This is a genomic window from Actinophytocola xinjiangensis (assembly GCF_001921215.1).
Lineage (GTDB): Bacteria > Actinomycetota > Actinomycetes > Mycobacteriales > Pseudonocardiaceae > Actinophytocola > Actinophytocola xinjiangensis.
The window spans coordinates 74,925-93,717 of sequence record NZ_MSIF01000024.1 but is presented as its reverse complement, the minus strand read 5'-3'; the positions used below and the strand labels follow the sequence as shown (position 1 = coordinate 93,717).

The following is an 18,793-nucleotide window of genomic DNA, read 5'->3' as shown; positions in this document are numbered from 1 at the left end:
GAACGTCTCGGCAATTGATAACCCACCGCCGGGCGCCAGAACAGGTGGATGTGGTGGCAGAGAACCGCCATGACATATAAAGGCCAGATGCTGGAGCCTCTTGGCGTGCCCCCGGAAGCGGAGAGCCTCTACCGCGTTCTGCTGCGTAACCCCAGGCAGACGGTCGCCGAGTTGGCGGCGCTCGCCGGCCGCGGCCCCCGGGCGGTCCGCTCCACCACGGCGACCCTGGAGTCACTCGGGTTGGTCAGCCGTCTTCCCGGACGCCCGGCCCGTCTGGTCGCCACCCCACCGGACACCGCCGTGGACGTCCTGGTGGCCCGCCGGGAGACCGAGGTCGCGGCGATCCGCCGGGCGGCCGCGGCCCTGGCCTCGGAGCTGCCGGCCGAGCACCGGCCGGAGGACCAGCTGCGGATCGTCGTCGGTCGGGAGGCGGTGGCCGCGCAGTTCCTCCAGTTGCAGCAGGCGGCGGTCGGCGAGGTGCGGGTGCTGGACCGGCCGCCGTACGCGCAGGACCCGCACCAGCCCAACCCGGCCGAGGACCCGCTGCTGGACCGGGGGGTGCGGGTGCGCGGCATCTACGCCCCGGAGGCGCTGGAGGTGCCCGGCGCGCTGACGCTGTTGCGGGAGGCCGTGGCCAGCGGCGAGGAGGCCAGGATCTACGCGGACGTGCCGCTCAAGCTGGCGATCGCCGACCGGGCGACCGCGATCCTGCCGTTCACCAACCAGACCAGCGGCATGATCGACAGCGCGCTCGTGGTCTACGCCCCCACCCTGCTCGACGCGCTGGTGAAGCTGTTCGACCTGCTCTGGCAGGTGGCCGAACCGTTCCTGCCGCCGGCCGGCGATGGCCCCGACGACCGTCTGCTCTCGCTGCTGGCCGCCGGACTCAAGGACGAGGCGATCGCCCGCCAGCTGGGTGTCAGCCTGCGCACGGTGCACCGGCGGACCAGCGAGCTGTCGGCCGCGCTCGGCGCCAGAACCCGTTTCCAGGCGGGCATTCTGGCCCAGCGCCGGGGTCTGGTGGGGTGACCCTCAGCGCGCGGGGAGCCGCCACAGGCTGATCCGGTCGTCGGTGCCGGCGGTGGCCAGCGTGCCGTCCGGGGCGAACGCGAGAACCGTGACGTCCTGGATCGGGGCGCCGGCGGGTTCGCCGGTCGCCACGTCGATCGCGGTCACCGCGCCGGTCTCGGTCAGGGTGACCAGGTAGGTGCCGTCGGGACTGAAGGCGGCGAGGTCGATGTCGCCGCTGTCGGCATCGGTGGCGATGGTGACCGGCTGGCGGGTCTGGTTGCCGCTGGTCGTGTCCCACCACCGCAGGTGGCCGGTCTCGCTGAGGGTCACCAGCACCCTATTGCCGGCCTCGAAGGTGAAGGCCCGCAGGAACTCGTGCTCGGGCAGGATGACCGGGTCACCCAGGCGCCGTCCGGCGGCCACGTCCCAGCGCGTCAGGTGGTGCAGGTGCTCGATGGACTCGCTGACCAGCAGGACGCGGCCGTCGCGGCTGAACCCCTCGACGTAGCCGGTGGCCGGGGCCGCGATCGCCCGGCGACCGGCGAGGTCCCACGCGTGCACGGTGGCGTCCTCGGAGTACGGGCCGAGGGTGGCGGCCATGGTCCGGCCGCCGGGGCCGAGCATCGGGTCCACGCGGACGTCCTCGCCCACCCGCGCCACGAACGGCGTGCCGCGCCGCTGGCCGCTGAGCACGTCCCACTGCTCGACGACGGCGTCGCCCTCCTCGGTGCGCACAACGCTGACCGTGCGACCGTCCGCGTCGAACACCGGTGGGCCGAGGCCGCCGCCGGTGAACGAACCGATGATCTGCCCGACCTGCTGGCCGTCGGCGACCGTCCACGACTGCATCGTGTCGTCCTCGAACCGGACGCTCAGCACGCTGCCGTCCGGGCTGAAGCCGAGCCCTTCGGCCGGGGACGTTCCGGCGATCTCCCCGAGCCGCTCGAACCCCGGCACCGGTGCCGGGGTTGACGTCGACGTCGCCGGTGTGGTCGTCGGGCCGGGTTCGGCGGTGGAGGGCGTGGTCCCCGACGGCCACAGCATCCAGCCCACCAGGACGGCGGCCACGACCGCGACGACCAGCGCCACCGGCGGGAGCCAGCGCCGGGCCCGCTCGACGGCCCTCGGCTCGACCCGGGTGGAGCCGGCCGGGCGCCCGGACACCACGACGGTGGCGTCCCGCCCCGGCTCCAGGACGTCGGCGACCTCCGCCTGGCGGCGGGCGATCAGCTCGTGCACCGGCTCGGGCCACGGCCGGCCCGACGGCGCGATCTGCCCGATGGCGTCGAGCAGTTCCGCCGGGGTCGGCCGCTCCCCCGGCTGTTTGGCCAGGCACGGCAGCACGATCCGGCGGACCGCCGCCGGCACGCCGTCCAGGTCCGGGTCCAGGCCAACGACGTTGGACAGGGTGCGCAAGGTCGAGGTCCCGGTGAACGGGCTGGTGCCGGTGGCGGCGGCGACCACGACCGCGCCGAGGGAGAACACGTCGCTCGCCGGGGTGACCGGGCCACCGTCGGCCTGCTCGGGTGACATGAACGCAGGCGAGCCGACCAGCCAGCCGGTGCGGGTGAGCTCGTCGCCGACGCTGTCGCGGACGATCCCGAAGTCGATCACCCTCGGACCGTCGTCGGTGATCAACACGTTGGCCGGTTTGAAGTCCCGGTGCACCAGCCCGGCGCCGTGGATGTGCGCGAGCGAGGTGGTCAGTCCGGCGGCCAGACGCAGCACGGCCGCCTCGGGCAACGCCCCCACGGTGGCGATGGTCTCGGCCAGCGACGGCCCGGCGACGAACACCGACGCCAGCCACGGCACCTCCGCGTCCGGGTCGGCGCCGACCACGGCGGCGGTGTAGGCACCGGAGACCGCCCGGCAGGCCTCGACCTCCCGCCGGAACCGCGCCCGGAACTCCTCGTCGTGCGCGAACTGCTCGTGCACGACCTTCACGGCGACCAGCCGCCCGTCCGGTCCGCTGCCGAGCAGAACGCGCCCCATCCCGCCCTGGCCCAGTTCGGCCAGCAGCCGGTAGGGCCCGATCCGCCTCGGGTCGGTCGTCCGCAATCCCCTCATCACGTGATCATCCTGCCGAACCGGTGCGGACGGACGCGGCGTTGGCCTCTTGCGGACAGGATCGGTGGGCTGCGAAGGATTCTGGTCGGGTTCGCCAGGCCGCCCGCGAGCCCGGAGCAGACCTGGTCCATCGAGGGATCAGGGGGGACGTCATGGGACCATCGCCCGGTCAGGGCTTCCAGACCAACGTCGCGGAGCTGGAGGCCTACGTCGCCGCGCCGCCGGGGATCGCCGACGCGCTGTACCGGCGAGTCGACGGGCAGGGCCGAGCGATGGCGAACTTCGTCACCGACACCGACCTGAACGCGGCGGCGTTCGGCCTGGCGCACTCGATGCTGATCATGTGTGACCGCAACGGCATCGGCCCGGACGTGATCGGTGTCCCGGACACGATGGACGTCGAGGTGTTCCGGCGGACGCCGGAGGTGGACCCGCAGGACGTCGTCCCGCCTCCACCGACATCCACAGCCCCACCTTCGCCTACGACGACTTCCTCTACCTCGACCACAACCCACCGACCACGCCCTCGAGGTCTCCCGGGAACGCGACAAACACACCGCCGAACACCCCGGACCCCACGGCGCCATCGGCCAACGCCCTCGCCGGCGACAGGTAGACCGCGCCGCGTCAGGCGACGGCCCGTCGGACGGCCGGATGGACCAGCACGAACAGCGTCACCAGCGCCAACTCCGCCGCCCCGACCAGGAACGGCAGCGGCGGCCAGACACCGTAGAGCGCGGTCGCGACCAGAGGGCCGACGATGAGGCTGATCGCGTTGGTGGAGCCGATCAACCCGGCCACACCACCCTGTTCGTCGCGGGTGACCAGCAGGGTGGGGGCGGCGGTGTAGCCGGGGACGCTGAGACTGTGACCAACTCCGGACAGGGCCACACCGGCGAGCATCACCGGCGCCTCGGTCCCCACGGCGATCACGACGAAGGCGACAGCGGTGATGGGCAGGCCCACGCGGAGAAGCCGCAGCGGTGACCAGTCGAGTCGCGGGATCACGACAGCCTGGATGACGAGCATCGGCACACCGCCGAGCAGCAGGGCCAGGCCGGTCAGGCCGGCGGTCCCCGTGGCGTCCAGGCCCAGCCGGTCCTGGAGCAGGAACCCGAGACTGAGCTGCAACAGGTTGATCGAGAGGTAGATCCCCAACCCGGTCAGCAGGAACGGCCACAGCCGATGGTCGAACGGGCTGAGCCGGGGCGGTTTCTCCTTCGTCGACCGTCGCGGTTGGCTCGGCAGTACCGCGAGCACCACCACGGTGGTCACCGCGAGCACGGCCGGCGCGATGTACAGCGCGGCGAGCAGGTCGACACCGCCGAGCAGCCCGCCCAGCGCCGGACCGAGTACCAGGGCCAGCCCGACGGACGCGCCGACCCTGGCCACGCCACGAACCCGTGACCGCTCGTCGGCCGTCACGTCGGCGACGTAGGACTGGGCCGCGACCGGCAGGCCCGCGACCGCACCGCCGACCAGCACCGCGCGGGTGAGGACCAGCAGCGCGAACAACAGCGGCGCCGCCAGGACGGCGTGGAAACCCAGGTGGGCGGTGACCGCGAACGCCGCCAGGCCGACCGACGTCCCGGCGAGCGCGGCGACGAACACGGGTTTGCGGCCCCACTGGTCACTGCGACGGCCCCACAGCGGGCTGACCACCGCGACCGTGACGGCCGCCGCGCTGGTGATGAGCCCGAGTTGGACTCCGTCAGCCGCAACTCGCGCGCCAGCGGCGGCAGGATCGGTGTCAGCACCTGCATTCCCGTGTACCCGCCGAACACAGCCACGTAGATCAGCAGCAGGACGCGGTTGCCCACGACCGGTACCGGCCGGGCGAGATCAGCCATCCCGTCAGTACATCACCCACCGCCACCAGGTTTCGGTGGTGCGGTGACGTGTTCGCCGACGAAGGCCAGCATGTCCGGCAGGACGCGGCGGAAGTAGTCCTCGTCGTGGGCGCCGCTGGTGACGGCGGCGAGGGCGGGCCGGGTGCGCGCGGCGAGGGTGCGGGCGGCGTCGACGAACGGGTCCTCGGTGCCGCACCAGATCCCCAGTGGTGTGCCGGCGAGGGCGTCGGTGTGGCGCAGGGGTTCCTCCTCGGCCCACTGCCGCTGGGAGGCGAACGCGTCGCGGCCGCTGGCCTCGGCCCAGGTGGTGAACAGTGCCGGGGCGGCGACCGCCACGGCACGCAGGTCCCGGCGGGTGCGGGCCAGGCTCAACGCGCCGAACGCGCCCATCGAGATGCCCAGGACCGCCGACGGCGCCGGCAGGTCACGCTCGGCGAGCCACCCCGGCAGTTCGCGCGCCAGCATCCGTTGGGGGTCGTCGCCCGGGGTGGCGGCCACGAAGTAGGACGAGCCGCCGTCCACCGCGACCACGGCGAAGGGCAGCGCGGCGGCGGCGAGGAACTGGGGCACGCCGAGGTCCAGGAACCACCGCGCACCGACGCCACGACCGTGGAGGGCCAGGCAGACCGGCAGGTCCGTCGGCGCACCGGGCGGACGCGTGATCACCAGGTCGAGCGTCCGGCCACGGGCCACCGACGACACCCGCTCCACCGTCGACGGGCCGGGCGTGACCCGCGGGATCTCGCCGGCCGGCCCGGTCAGGCCGAGGAAACGGCGCAGCGCCGGACCGTCGGGCAGGACCCCGGTGAGCACGCCGGCCACCGCCGGGACGGCCACGCCCAGACCACCGGCCAGGAACGCACGCCGTGAGGACACAGCCCCTACGACGTGCGGCCGGCGCGGCGGGTTGCGTCACCGCGACGGGCCGGGTCCGGTGGACCCGGCCCGCGGTGCGCGGTCAGCCCACGGCGACACCCTGGGCGGCGGCCAGTTCCTCGGTTCGTTCCTCGGTCCGGCGGGCCGGTGTGGTCCACGTGCCGAGGGCGATCTCCGCGGTGATCCCCGGGCCGAAGCCGGCGATCACCCCGGTGGCGCCGTTGGCGGCGCCGCCTTCCTGGAACAGCCGTTCCAGCGCGTCGAACACGACGACGCTCGCCACGTTGCCACGTTCGGTGAGCGTGGCCCGGCTGTAGCGGAAGGTCTCCGGCGGCAGGTTCAGGTACTTCCCCAGGTCCGACAGGATCCGGGGACCACCGGCGTGCACGATGTAGAAGTCCAGACCGGCGATGTCCCACCCGTGCGGCTCGGCCGCCTCCCGCATGGCGGGAGCGAGCATCGCCATGGTGCCCGGAACCCGTTTGTCCAGCAGGAAATGGAAGCCGGTGTCCTTGACCTTGTAGGAGATCCAGTCCTCCGTGTCCGGCACCAGACGCGAGCTGTTCTGCTCCAGCCGCACGCCCTCACCGCCCTCACCACGGACGACAGCGGCGGCGACGGCGTCACCGAACAGGCCGTTGGACAGCAGGTTGCCGACACCGAGGTCGGTCGGCTGGTACAGCAGCGAACAGAACTCGCACGCGGCGATCAGCACGTTCGCCTTCGGGTAGGCGGTGCAGAAGTCGTGCGCGCGGTTGATGGCGGCGCTCCCGCCGGCACAGCCGAGCTGCGCGATCGGGAGTTGCCTGGTCTGCTCGCGGAACCCCATCGTGTTGATCAGCCACGCGGTCATCGACGGCATCATGAAACCGGTGCACGACACGTACACGATCATGTCGATGTCCCGGACCGTCAGCTCGGCGTGGTCCAGCGCCCGCCGGATGACGTCGGGCATCCGGGACTTGGCCTCGGCCTCGTACAGATCGTTGCGGACAGTGAGGCCGGGGTGTTTGAGGGTGTCCTCGATCGGCTGAAGGATGTGGCGGGTCTTGACGCCGGTGTTGCCGATCAGCCGCAGGGCGAGCGAGAGCTGCGGGTGGTCGCGGTGGATGGTCCTGGCGAGTTCGAGCGTGTGTTCCATCGTGATGCGGTACTCGGGAACCGCGATCGCCGGCCGGCACAGAGTTGACATGATCCGCCCCCTACCACGCGACCGGAAGCGCCAGCGGGTAGCGCCAGATCGACACCTCGTTCCAGCGCACCTCCTCCGGCGCGACGGCCAGTCGCAGTGCCGGGAACCGCGTGAGCAGTCCGCCGATGGACACCTGGAGCACCATCCGGGCGAGGTGCGACCCCATACAGTGGTGGCTCCCGTAGCCGAACGCCATGTGTGGCACGGGATCCACCCGGTCGAAGTCCAGTTCGTCCGGTCGTTCGTAGGCCAGCTCGTCGCGGTTGGCGGTCAGGTACGACACGTGGACCGCGTCCCCGGCCTTGATCGTCTCGCCACCCAGCTCGACGTCCTCGGTCGCCACCCGGGGGATGCCGACGCCCTGGCGGAACGGGATGTAGCGCAGCAGTTCCTCCAGCGCCCTGGGCAGCAGCTCCGGTTCGCGCCGCAGCCTGGCCAGGTGATCCGGCGAGGTCAGCAGCGTGTAGACGATGTTGCTGATGTCGTAGGTGGTGGTGTCGTGACCGGTGATCACCAGCAGCATGACCAACACGGACAGTTCCGCCGGACTCAGCTTCTCGTCACCCACACGGGCAGTGGTGAGCGCACTGATGAGGTCCTCGCCGGGATTGTCGCGCCGTTGCGCGGTGAGCTCGTCGAAGTACCCGCGCAGCCCGGCCTTCGCGGCGGCGGCCGCGTCCTTGTCGACGGCGCTCATCGACATCATCGTCATCGCCCACTGGCGCAGCTGCGGCCGGTCCGGCTCGGGCACGTCCAGCAGCTGGCAGATGGTCATCAGCGGCAGCCTGCCCGCCAGGAAGTCGGCCACGTCGGCGGGCTGGCCGTGCTCCTCCATCTCGTCGAGCAACGTGTTCACCGTCGCGGTCGTCCACGGCCGCAGCGCGTCGACCTGGGGGGTGGTGAACGCCTTGGTGACCAGCCGACGCACCCGGTTGAGCGCGGGCGGGTCCATCAGGTTGATCGCCTCGGACTGGGCGATGGGCGCCGGCGTGATCCGCGGGAAGTCCATGCCGACCAGCGCCGCCCGGCTGAACCGCCGGTCGGAGGTGACCGTCTTGACCTCCTGGTAGCGCGTCACCAGCCAGGCGTTGCCCTTCCCGTAGGGCATGCGCACCCTGGCGACCGGAGCCTCGTCCCGCATCCGCGTCATGAAGGGATCCGGCTCCAGGGCGTTGTCGTGACGGAAGGGACAACTCGGTCCGGAATCCACCTCGTCGTCGCCTGTCGAACCGGATCTGGAATCCTTTTCATAAGCCTGGGTACTCAACGCGATTTCCCTTCACACGGTGATTCTCGTGCGCTCCGACCGACTCATCATGCCGCCGCGATCCAGGGCGCAGCGAATGATTCATCAGGTTCCTGTGGAGCCCCACCTGTCTGTGGCTCCCCTTTACTCTCCGACACCGGGCAGTCGTTCCTCAGGGCGCCGATCCGGGCACCAACCGGTGCCTTTCGGGGGCGTCCAGTAACGGGACGAGTTCTCGTTCCTCGAAATCCAGATGCGATTCCAGCTCGGCGACCAGCTGGTCCACCGTGGTGAGCAGGTCGCGCGCCCCGGAGTTCACCGCCGCGCGCAGCCGGTCGAGCAGCGCGGCCATGGCGTCATGTTCGACCCGCACCCGCGCGAGGGTCCGCGCCAGCTCCGGATCGTCGACGCCGGGGAAGGCGAACATGCGGGCGTCCTCGGTGCGGTGGTGGGTGTCGAGCCCGTGGCAGAGGGTCAGGCAGTTCATCCGCAGCTGCGCCCCGAGCACCGATCCCGACCTGGCCACCTCGTCGCGCACCAGCCGCAGCTCACGGCGGAAAGCGTCGTGGACCAGGCACAATCCCGCTCCGGGCGAGCTCGCTTTCGGTGGTCCGGGCGCGAGCCGGCGCAGCGCGACGACCGGGATGACCCTGGCCGTGGACCGCTGGTCGACACCCCAGCCGGGGTCGACCTCGACGGCGCGGGCGAACGCGGCGTCCCGCTCGGCGCCGGTGAGCACGGTGGCCTCGGCGTCGTAGACGAACACGCCGTCCTCGACCACGACCCTGGGCCGGGCCACCAGGTCGGTGAACCAGGCCGGGTGCCGGGGCGACCCGCCGGCGGAGGCGACGACCAGGACCCGACCGCCGCCGTCGGGCAGATACCTGATTGGAACGGTGTGGGAAAAATCCGACCCCGCTCCAGTGGTCGTCAACAACAGCAGTCGAGTACTCTGCCAATCACCACCCACCCGGCCATTGTTGGCGCGGAACTCCTCAATGATCTGCCGATTATTCCGCATGCTACCCCCGACATCAGGAAGAGAACTCTCCGACGGTTACACGACCATTGACCTCCGGGAAATCCCGTCAAGCCATATTCACCCACTCCGGAGCGGATATCATTCGAACGGTCCAATCACACTCCGTGCGCATCCCGACGCGGCGGAGTGGCCACCCCGATGGAGCCACCACGATGACGAGCGTGTCCACCGACACCGAACTGATCGTCGACCCGGCCACCTACCTCACCGGCGTTCCCCACGCGTCGTTCGCCCGGCTGCGCGCCGAGCACGCCGTGGTCTGGATGGACGAACCCGCGCCAGGAACCGGGTTCTGGGGCGTGCTGCGGCACGAGGAGATCAAGCAGGTCCTCCGGGACACCACGACGTACTCCTCGTACGCCAAGGCGACACAGATGTTCGACCCGCCCAACGAACGGGCGCTGACGTTCATCAGACAGTCACTGCTCAACCAGGACCCGCCCCGGCACACCGAACTGCGCAAGCTGATCTCCCGGGCGTTCACCGCCAAGGCCATCGCCCAACTCGAGGACCGGATCACCAGTTGGGCCAACCAGTTGGTCGACGAGGTCGCCGGCGACGGCGCGTGCGACTTCTCCTGGCTCGTCGCCGACCTGCCACTGCGGACCATCGCCGAGATCTTCGGCGTGCCCGACCAGGACCGCTGGCTGATGAACGACTGGAGCAACCGGATCATCGGCTACCAGGACCCCGACTACGCCACCAGGGCCAAGGCCAACGCCGGCGGCTCGACCGCGATGGCCAGGCGGGCGATGGTGCTGCGCCCCGAACCGGACGCGGACGGGCGGCTGCCCAACCAGCGCACCCGGGCCGGCATGCCCGACCTGTTCGCCTACGCGCGCGACCTCGTCGAGTGGAAACGCGACCATCCCGGCGACGACGTGCTGAGCAACCTCGTGCGCGCCGACCTGCCGATCGCCGAGTTCGAGAACATGTTCTGGCTGTTCCCGCTGGCCGGCATCGAGACCCTGCGCAACGGACTTCCCGGCGGGCTGCACACCCTGCTGTCCGAACCGGACACCTACCGGGCCGTACGAGAGGACCGTTCGCTGCTGCCTGGCACGATCGAGGAGATGCTGCGCTGGTGGTCGCCGATCATGCACTTCCGCCGCACGGCCACGGTGGACACCGAACTCGGTGGGCAGCGCATCGGCGCCGGTGACAAGGTCATCGTCTGGTTCACCTCGGGCAACCGCGACGAACGAGTGTTCCCCGAGCCGGACCGCTTCGACATCACCCGCCCCCAGCGCGACCACCTCAGTTTCGGCAACGGGCCGCACTACTGCCTCGGCGCGCACCTGGTGCGGGTCCAGATGCGAGCGATGCTCACCGCGGTGTTCGACCGTCTCGGCGAGGTCCGGTCCGCCGGGGAGATCGCGCGGCTGCGCTCCAACTTCCAGAACGGCATCACCCACATGCCCATCCAGTGGTGACCCGAACCGCCAAGCCGGTTGACAGACCTCGCACCATGAACGTACGTTCATGAACAAGCGTTCATCACGAGAGGTGAGGTCATGGTCAACATCGTCAACACGGCGCAGTCCGAGGCGTGGAACGGGTACGAGGGTCAGCACTGGGCGGACAACTCCGACCGGTACGACGCGGTCAACAGCGGTTTCAACCACCATCTGCTCAACGAGGTCCGTGACCGCGACCGAGTACTGGACATCGGCTGCGGCAACGGTCAACTGACCAGACTCGCCGCCGGCCGGGCGGAGCGCGCGGTCGGTGTCGACCTGTCCGCGCCGATGCTCGCCACCGCGCGCGAACGCGCCGAGGGCGTGCCCAACGTGTCGTTCGAGCAGGGCGACGTGCAGGTCCATCCGTTCCGCGACGGGTCGTTCGACCTCGCGGTGAGCCGGTTCGCGGTGATGTTCTTCGCCGATCCGGTGGCCGCGTTCGCCAACGTGCACCGGGCTCTCGCGCCCGGCGGGCGGCTGGCGTTCCTGTGCATGACCGCCCTCGCCGGCACCGACCTGGGCACCGTGTTCGCGTCGATGGATCTCCCCCAGCCAACGGGTAGGGACGGCACCGGTCCGACCTCGTTGGCCGACCCGGACCGGACCAGCGCGATCCTCGGCGAGGCCGGTTTCACCGGCGTCAGCTGCACACGCGTCGAGGCCACCCAGCACTGGGGCAGCGACGTCGCCGACGCGACCGGGTTCCTCGCCGCCTGGGGTCCGGTCCGGTACCACCTCGGGCTCGCGGGCCCGGAGGCCGCCGCGAGGGCACGGCAGGCGCTGGCCGAGGCCCTGGGCCGGTACGCGACCCCGGACGGGGTGCGGCTGCGCGGCACCGCCTTACTCGTCACGGCGTCCGCGTAGTGGCACCGAGGAAGGCCGCCGCTCTCCGGGACGGCGACCGGAGCCTGCGCGAACACCTCATCGACACGGCCGAGCGGATGATCGCCGACCACGGCACGTCGGGCCTGACCGTGCGCGCCATCGCCCGCGAGGCCGGCGTGGCCGACGGCGTGCTGTACAACCACTTCACCGACAAGGAGGAACTACTCGCCAACGCGCTGCTCGCCCACATCGACACCGTCGAAGGTGGACTGGAGCCATTGCCAAAACCGGGGACGGCCAGCGTCGAGGCCAACCTGACGGCCTACCTGGCCCACGGTCTGGCCCTGCACGAGGCGATCCTGCCCGCGTTCGTGGGGCTGGCGAACCAGCCGGCCGTCCTGGCACGGTTCAGCGACCTCACCGGCGGCCACCAGTGGCGCGACCATCTCACCAGCTACCTGGACTCCGAACAAACCCTCGGCCGAATCACCCCTGACGCCGAACCGGAGGTGGCCGCCGCCCTCCTCGTCGGCATCTGCCACGAGACGGTCCTGTCCATGATGCTGTCACACACCCCACGCGCGACCGCCACCCCGTCCGTCGAGTCCGTCATCTCCACCGTCCTGAAAGGAATCATCGACTACTGACGTGAGTTCCACCCTCCACACGCCCCACGGTCGCCACTCCGCCCACCCCAGCGACGAATCTGCCCTGTCCCAGGTGTGCTGCTGGTAGACCGGTCGCTCATGTCGCGAAAGACTTGGGTGTGTCACGGCAGTGCGCGCATCGGTGGGTACGACGGTTCCGGATGAGGGCACGGCGGGGTTGGCTGATCCGTCCTCTCCTTCGCGCCGCATGCCTTTCCACACGCCGGTCGACGCCCGCAACAGGTTGAACCGACGCCGGTTCCTCGACCCCGCCGGCAAGAACAACCGCCAACCCCAGCGGATCCACGCGCGCTGGCCAGGTCACATGATCCACCTCGACGTCAAGAAAAGTCGGTGTCATCCCCGACGAGGGGAGGCTGGCGAGTCCACGGCCGCGGCAGCGAGCAGGCCAAACAGTCACTCCGCGGCCGCAAACGCGGTGGCCAGGCCCGCTACACCTACCTACACACCGCGATCGACGGGTTCTCCCGCCTGGCCTACACCGAAGCACTGCCCGACGAGACCACCCGCACCGCGATCGCCTTCACCCACCGCGCCCGCGCCTCCTTCGCCCAACACGGCATCCGGCGTGTCCACCGGACCATCACCGACAACGGCGCCTGCTACCGCGCCCCCGACTTCGCCACCGTCCTGCGCCGAGCCCGCCACCAACGGATCACGCCACACACACCCCGCCACAACGGCAAAGTCGAGCGCTACCACCGCATCCTGGCCGAGGAACTCCTCTACGCCCACGTCTGGACCAGCGAACAACACAGAACAGAACCACTACACGTCTGGAACGTGCACTACAACTACCATCGACCACAGCACACCACCGCCGGAAACCAGCCACCCGGCTCCACACCGGCGTCACCAACCCCATGGCCTCATACAACCAGGGCACGAAGCACAAGGCCGCCATCATCTGCCTGGCCAGCCGACGCCGCGACACCTCCACGCGATGCCGCGCAACGGCACGCCCTACCGCCGCCCGAACCCACTCCGGTCCTCGCTGCGTCCAGGCAACTACCCGGGGCACCTGCCGTCATCGCGTATATCCTGCGAAAAGGGGTGGACCGGCAGGAGGCACATATGGACGGCACAGCCCTCTACGACACCATCGGCTCCGGGTACTCGCTGGGCCGGCGCACCGACCCTCGCTGGATGACGCCCGTCCTCGACGCGCTGGGGACGGCTGAACGCATCGTCGACGTCGGCGCGGGCACCGGTTCCTACGAGCCGGCGGACCGCGTGGTGCTGGCCGTGGAACCCTCGACCGAGATGCTTCGACAGCGACCGTCTGGGGCCGCCACGGCGGTCCGGGCGGTCGCGGAATCGTTGCCGCTCCCGGACCTTGGGGTGGACGCGGCGCTGGCCGTGCTGACAGTGCACCACTGGACCGACTGGCGTGCCGGCCTCGCCGAGCTTCGGCGGGTGGCGCCCTGTCAGGTGGTCCTGGCGTACGAAACGGAACCGCATGCCGAGTTCTGGTTCGTGCGCGAGTACGTGCCCGAGATCGCGGCCCTGGAACGCGGCCGTCCCTCGGCTTCGGAGATCGCCGACGAGTTGGGGGCGCGGAGCGTGACGGTGCTGCCTGTCCCGTGGGACTTCGTTGACGGCGTCTTCCCCGCGTACTGGCGGCGGCCCGAGGCCTATCTGGACCCCCAGGTCCGGCGATCGTGCTCGGCGCTCGCGCAGACCGACCCTGCGGCCGTCAGCCGAGGCCTGGGGCGGCTGCGGGCGGATCTGGAGTCGGGGCGGTGGCACGAGGAGCACGCCGCGTTGCTCGCCCTGGAGGAATGGGATGCCGGTTTTCGACTTGTCGTCGCCCGGTGAGTTGTTGCCCATCGAGTCGTTGCGGTGCTGTGCATGGTCACCGCAGGTCGCCTTCCACCACTGAGGTCAGCGCCGCACCCGCTCGCCGGCGAGCAGTGTCGCGACCGCCGCGCCGGCCAGGTACCGCGCTTGTCCGGGCCACGGGGGAAGGCCTGTCCAGGCCCAAGCGGTGACACCGACTCGGTCGCGGGGCGCTGGCGGTTGCCGTTGCGGGAGACCGCGTCGGACGGTGGGGGGCAGACCCGCCACCGTCACGTCAGGTGTGTCCGTGGTCAGGTCGAACGCGGCGAGTCGCAGCTTCACCCGATCGGCTACTCATCTCCTCACACCCCCACACATCCCACGACCCGCCCCCAAGTTGTCCACACCCCATCCGACACCCCCTTCCCCACCCACTTTCCCGAAGTAGAATGGCCTTGAGGGGTGCCTCCGGAGCGGGTGGGGGACGTCTGGGTAAGGCGACCGAGAAGCCGCAGATCGGTGAGAGCGGTCGCGTGAGCGGCAGTCGGCTCGGGGACGACTCCGGGTTCGGCGGTGTACCGGTCTGTTCGCCGTCGGCGATCTGACACCATGGCCAGTCGTCGCGGCCGCCGCCGGGGTGGGATTGGTAGGACTTCGCTGGCTGACGCCCAGGCTGCCAACGCGTGCGACCCTCGTCAGGACACCGGACAAGCACGGCGGACGACGCATCGCATCCCAGGAGTAGCAGGGCGAGGCCGGGCTGCCCCGCCCGCACGACGACGCCCGGCCTGCGGCGGTGTCGAGTTCTCCCGGAGGGCGACTGTCGTGGGTCAGTCGGTTGTTCGGGGTTCCGGGTGGCTCAGGCCGTGTTCGGCAATGTAGGTCCTGGCGTTCTCGACCTCGGACTCGATGTTGGGTTGGAGTTTGCGACGGAGGATGGGGTTGAGGAGCCAGCGGAACGCTCGGGCCGGCTCGATCGTCATCGTCCTGGTGACCAGGGTGCCGTTGTCCACTGGTTCGCAGGCGAAGCTGGCGTTGAACGTCATCAGGCGGTGCCAGAGTTTGCTCTTGGGCAGCGGGGCCAACCCCACGTCCACACGCTTGCCCGGGGTGAGGACCGCCTCGGCGACCATGGTGGGAACCAGTTTGGGCGACGGGCTGGGGATTCCGGGCATGCCGGGGTGGAACTTGAACTCCACCCGGTTGCCGTCCCGGCGCACCCAGTCGAAGTTGCCCAGTTTGTCATCCACCTGGGAGTAGCGTTCCACGTCCAGGACGAACTCCAGGAACTCCTCGGGTTCGCATGCCATGGTCTGTTGCGCGCGGGCTTCCACCATCACCGCATCCTATCGTCGATTCGGGTGCTTGCTCAGTTGATCACGTTGGCGGCGGCCATCAACGCGGCTCCGGCCCACGCCAGGCGGCGGCCGATCAGACGACCCAGCAGGGGGTTGCGGCGCAGGGCAGCCACCCGGAACTGGACGATCCTGGCGGCGAAGACCGGAGCCAGCACCACGGCCAGCAGGAGAGGCACGACGCCGGCCACCACCAACGCTGCCACGGCGATCAGGTCGGCGACGGCCAGCACGCCCAGGATGCCGATGTAGGCGCGTTCCCCGGCCAGGGTCGCCAGGTTGATCCTTCCCACGCTCTTGTCGGTGTGCAGATCGCGGAGGTTCGAGTAGAACGACACCATCATGAGCCAGAACGCGAACAGCGCGCCCTCCACCACCAGCGTCAGGGTCACGCCGCCGGTGAGGGACCAGAACGGGACGACGACCAGTTCCGCCGTCCACAGGAACAGGACCAGTTCCTGGAAGCCGATGTGGCTGAACTTCAGACCGTACGAGTACTGCAACGACACCGCCACCCCGGCCACCGCCACCACGACCAGCCACAGTGGATGGTGGGGGGCGGCGAGCATGCCGGTCAACAGCAGGGCCAGGCCGACCAGCACGCAGCCCCAGGCGAAGCGCAGTGCCTGCGGCAGGTCCAGTTCACCGGTCACCAGCGGCTTCCAGCGCAGACGACGCAGGGCGCTCGGGTTGTCCCGATAGTTCCTCGCGTCAGTGCCGTCCCGGTAACCGGTGACGTCGTCGAAGGCGATGACCGCGCAGTGGATCAGGAAGTAGCCGACGGCCATCAGGACCAGCAGCGGCCACGTGGTCGCGTCGGTGACGACCGCCGCCGGGAGCAGGGTCACCACCAGGAGATGGCCCAGGTTGTAGTCCAGGAAATAGATGTTCGACAGGTGAGCGTAGGCCCGCACGGACCTCGTCACGGGAGAAAGAAGGTCGACCATCGTGACGCCTCCCATCACTCAGATGATCTGGATGCGTTGCATGTGACGGTTCGTCGAACCGGTGAAGCGGTTCCGGCCGTGCAGCAGGGCGTGGTTCTCGGCCACCACGATGTCTCCCGTGCGCCACGCGTGCTCGTAGCAGTACCTCGGGTCGTGCAGGCGTTCGCTCAGCTCCGCCATGACCTGGACCGCCTCCTCCGACGACGGGCCCTCCACCGTCAGGAACAGCGGGTTGCGGTACTGCGCGGGATCCAGCGGCTCGGCGTACCTGATCGTGGTCTCGCCCGTCGTCGGGTGCTCGGCCAGCACCGGGTGGGACATCGTGCCGCCGTAGTGGGCCAAGTGGTCGGTGCGGTAGGTCACCGTGGTCCGCGCCCACAGGTCACGCAGGGCCGGCGGCGCATCGCGGTAGACGGCTGTCGCGTCGGAGAACACGGTTTCGCCGCCCGCGCCGGGGTCGCAGCCCTGGACACACTGGAACAGGAAGAACCTGGGGGCCCGCTCCGACCAGGCACCGTCCCAGTGGAACGGGACATCGCCCGAGTCGAACAGGTAGTTCTTCGGATCGTCCTGGACGACCAGGTCCAGGATCGTGCCGAACTCCCAGCGCATCAGCTCGCCGGCCGCCTCGCAGTACCGTTCCAGCTCCGGCACGTCGAGCAGGCCGTAGCCGCGCAGGACCAGCACCTTCGCCGACAGGGTCGTCGCCAGCAGGCGCTCCACCGGCACGTCCGCCAGGGTCATTCCCTCGGCCGGGGCGTCGACCAGACGGCCGAACGGGGCCAGGTCGGTGCCCTCCAGCAGAGCTTCCCGAAGTCGCGGGTTCACGATTCTCCTTCCGGCGTGGCCGGGTCGATGCGGCCGGGGTTGATCGGCTCGTCGGTGACGAAATGGCTGGGCCGGCTGTTGCGCCACACCAGCCGCGCGCCCAACCGCTCCGCGTACGACCGCTTGACCAGCGTCTGGCAGCGGCCGTCGTCCAGGACCACGCCGTGCCAGGGGGTCAGCCAGCTGTCGGCGGTGCGCAGCAGGTGGAAGCCGATCTTGGTGTCGTGCGGGTCCTGCGGGTGGATCGACAGCCGCACCGCCCCGGGGAAGACCTCCTCGACCACGCGGCTCCACGCCTGGCTGCGGCGCACCACCTCGTAGGCGGTCAGCTTCGCGCGGTTGCGGCGCTGGGTCGTGCTCAGCTCGGCCAGCAGCACCGCGTGGTCCTCGGTGATGAACCGGTGGATCCCGTTGAACATCCTCCTCGCCGGCGCCCGGGAGCGCACCGCGTCGCGGATCTCGTCGACCGGCTCGGCGTACTCGGCGAGCAGGCGCGCGCGCCGCTGGTCCAGGGTCAGACCAGGCATGGCGTCGCGCAGCCCGTACAGGCCCACGGCGCCGCCGCCCAGAGAACGGATCATCCGCAGCAGCTCCGCGCCGTACTCGTCGACATGCGCGTCGTCGATGCCCAGGGCGTCGCTGAACACGTGCCCGTCCGAACAGATGGTGACCACCGCGCCCGGCGCGTACACCGCCGAGATCTGCTCGCAGAACCCCTGCACCGACTCCAGGGCCAGGTACTCCCCCAGGTCCGGCAGCCGGCCGACGGTCTTGCGCCGGTTGCGCGACTTGGCCGGGAACGCGGGGATCACGAAGTGCACCGGCTTGCCGGCCGCCACATAGCGGTCAATGGTCTCCCGGTGTGGGGCGAAGCAGTCCCGGCACGGCGACAGCGCGCACGGGTCGGTCGGGTCGGCGGCCCGGCGGCGGCGGAACACGATCCGCAGGATCCGGTCGGCCACCCCGTGGTCGGCGGTGTCCGGCGGGCCGGGGTGGGGCAGGGCGACGGTCCTGGTCATCACGCGCCTCCGGACGCGGTCGGGACGGCGGCCGGCGGGGCGAGCGGCTCACGCCAGCGCGCCGGCGGCTCGGACAGCGGCCAGTCGCGCGGCTGCGCCGGCAGGTGTGCCAGGCCGTCGAGTTGCAGGCGGCACCACGGCGAGATGTCCAACGCCCCGGTGTCCACCAGGGCACGGAAACCGCGCCAGTCGATCCACGCGTGGTCGCCGACCTCGGCCGGGTCGGGCACCGGGTCGGTGTCGACGAACGCGGCGAAGACCGGGCAGATCTCGTACTCGACGATCCCGTTGTCCATGACCGCGCGGTACCGGAAGTCCGGCAGCACCATGCCCCACCGGCTCGGGGTCAGGCCCAGTTCGTCGGCGAGGCGACGCAGCATCGCCCCCTCCATGGTCTCCCCCGGCTGGGGGTGGCCGCAGCAGGAGTTCGTCCAGATCCCCGGCCAGGTCCGCTTGCCGCTCGCCCGGCGGGTGCACAGGAACTGGCCGCGGGAGTCGAAGACGTAGCAGGAGAACGCCAGGTGCAGCGGGGTGTCCCGGCCGTGGACCGCGCTTTTGTCCGCCGTCCCGACCGGGGTGCCGGCGTCGTCGACCAGGATCACGTGTTCCATCTCGCCCGCCTCCGGGA

The 18,793-nt window shown here is 70.4% G+C and carries 16 protein-coding genes and 2 pseudogenes; 6 read left to right on the top strand and 12 right to left on the bottom strand.

Going from position 1 to position 18,793, the window contains the following annotated elements:
• Positions 1-87: 87 nt before the first annotated feature.
• A complete protein-coding gene (locus BLA60_RS33805) occupies positions 88-1,029 on the top strand; it encodes a LuxR family transcriptional regulator (RefSeq protein ID WP_075137111.1) in 942 nt (313 codons plus the stop codon).
• Positions 1,030-1,032: 3 nt separating this feature from the next.
• Here the strand turns inward: BLA60_RS33805 and BLA60_RS45005 are convergent, their stop codons facing one another.
• From BLA60_RS45005 to BLA60_RS33770, 7 genes and pseudogenes are all read right to left on the bottom strand, one after another.
• Positions 1,033-3,078: a WD40 repeat domain-containing serine/threonine protein kinase gene (locus BLA60_RS45005; protein ID WP_084735658.1), complete on the bottom strand. Its 2,046-nt coding sequence runs from the start codon at positions 3,076-3,078 to the stop codon at positions 1,033-1,035.
• A 205-nt stretch (positions 3,079-3,283) separates the two neighbouring features.
• The gene (locus tag BLA60_RS33795; protein ID WP_075137109.1) at positions 3,284-3,544 is read right to left on the bottom strand and encodes a hypothetical protein; all 261 of its coding nucleotides are present in this window, start codon (positions 3,542-3,544) and stop codon (positions 3,284-3,286) included.
• A gap of 161 nt (positions 3,545-3,705) precedes the next feature.
• Positions 3,706-4,782: pseudogene (locus tag BLA60_RS33790) on the bottom strand (MFS transporter); the annotation flags it as partial.
• A gap of 158 nt (positions 4,783-4,940) precedes the next feature.
• A complete protein-coding gene (locus BLA60_RS33785) occupies positions 4,941-5,804 on the bottom strand; it encodes an alpha/beta hydrolase (protein ID WP_075137108.1) in 864 nt (287 codons plus the stop codon).
• An 82-nt stretch (positions 5,805-5,886) separates the two neighbouring features.
• Positions 5,887-6,996, bottom strand: coding sequence for a type III polyketide synthase (locus BLA60_RS33780; RefSeq protein WP_075137107.1), 1,110 nt, complete (start codon positions 6,994-6,996; stop codon positions 5,887-5,889).
• 10 nt (positions 6,997-7,006) lie between these two features.
• A complete protein-coding gene (locus BLA60_RS33775) occupies positions 7,007-8,146 on the bottom strand; it encodes a cytochrome P450 (protein ID WP_084735652.1) in 1,140 nt (379 codons plus the stop codon).
• Between the two features lie 268 nt (positions 8,147-8,414).
• A complete protein-coding gene (locus BLA60_RS33770) occupies positions 8,415-9,263 on the bottom strand; it encodes a nitroreductase/quinone reductase family protein (RefSeq protein WP_075137105.1) in 849 nt (282 codons plus the stop codon).
• A 173-nt stretch (positions 9,264-9,436) separates the two neighbouring features.
• Between BLA60_RS33770 and BLA60_RS33765 the strand changes: the two genes are divergently transcribed.
• The 5 genes and pseudogenes from BLA60_RS33765 to BLA60_RS45870 all read left to right on the top strand — a co-directional run bounded on the left by BLA60_RS33765 (position 9,437) and on the right by BLA60_RS45870 (position 14,055).
• The gene (locus BLA60_RS33765; RefSeq protein ID WP_075137104.1) at positions 9,437-10,717 is read left to right on the top strand and encodes a cytochrome P450; all 1,281 of its coding nucleotides are present in this window, start codon (positions 9,437-9,439) and stop codon (positions 10,715-10,717) included.
• 81 nt (positions 10,718-10,798) lie between these two features.
• The gene (locus tag BLA60_RS33760; protein ID WP_075137103.1) at positions 10,799-11,608 is read left to right on the top strand and encodes a class I SAM-dependent methyltransferase; all 810 of its coding nucleotides are present in this window, start codon (positions 10,799-10,801) and stop codon (positions 11,606-11,608) included.
• Complete coding sequence (locus BLA60_RS33755; protein WP_075137102.1) at positions 11,608-12,216, top strand: TetR/AcrR family transcriptional regulator; 609 nt, start codon at positions 11,608-11,610, stop codon at positions 12,214-12,216. The genes BLA60_RS33760 and BLA60_RS33755 overlap by 1 nt, the downstream gene beginning before the upstream one ends.
• A 59-nt stretch (positions 12,217-12,275) precedes the next feature.
• Positions 12,276-13,089 (top strand): annotated as a pseudogene (locus tag BLA60_RS45875) (integrase core domain-containing protein); the annotation flags it as partial.
• A gap of 222 nt (positions 13,090-13,311) precedes the next feature.
• Positions 13,312-14,055 carry a class I SAM-dependent methyltransferase gene (locus BLA60_RS45870; RefSeq protein ID WP_075137159.1) on the top strand — a complete coding sequence of 248 codons (744 nt, stop codon included), beginning with the start codon at positions 13,312-13,314 and terminating at the stop codon, positions 14,053-14,055.
• Between the two features lie 791 nt (positions 14,056-14,846).
• On the opposite strand, the gene BLA60_RS33735 is transcribed toward BLA60_RS45870, so the two are convergent.
• The 5 genes from BLA60_RS33735 to idi are packed head-to-tail and all read right to left on the bottom strand — an operon-like array spanning position 14,847 to position 18,776.
• On the bottom strand, positions 14,847-15,353 hold the full coding sequence (locus tag BLA60_RS33735) for an SRPBCC family protein (protein ID WP_075137101.1): 507 nt from the start codon (positions 15,351-15,353) through the stop codon (positions 14,847-14,849).
• A 32-nt stretch (positions 15,354-15,385) separates the two neighbouring features.
• Positions 15,386-16,285, bottom strand: a complete 900-nt coding sequence (locus BLA60_RS33730) for a UbiA family prenyltransferase (RefSeq protein ID WP_075137100.1) — start codon at positions 16,283-16,285, stop codon at positions 15,386-15,388.
• A gap of 51 nt (positions 16,286-16,336) precedes the next feature.
• The gene (locus BLA60_RS33725) at positions 16,337-17,146 is read right to left on the bottom strand and encodes a TauD/TfdA dioxygenase family protein (RefSeq protein WP_084735643.1); all 810 of its coding nucleotides are present in this window, start codon (positions 17,144-17,146) and stop codon (positions 16,337-16,339) included.
• Positions 17,143-18,165 carry an L-tyrosine/L-tryptophan isonitrile synthase family protein gene (locus BLA60_RS33720; RefSeq protein ID WP_075137099.1) on the bottom strand — a complete coding sequence of 341 codons (1,023 nt, stop codon included), beginning with the start codon at positions 18,163-18,165 and terminating at the stop codon, positions 17,143-17,145. Before BLA60_RS33720 ends, BLA60_RS33725 begins: the two co-directional genes overlap by 4 nt.
• Positions 18,165-18,776: an isopentenyl-diphosphate Delta-isomerase gene (gene idi / locus BLA60_RS33715; protein WP_075137098.1), complete on the bottom strand. Its 612-nt coding sequence runs from the start codon at positions 18,774-18,776 to the stop codon at positions 18,165-18,167. The genes BLA60_RS33720 and idi overlap by 1 nt, the downstream gene beginning before the upstream one ends.
• Positions 18,777-18,793 lie beyond the last annotated feature (17 nt).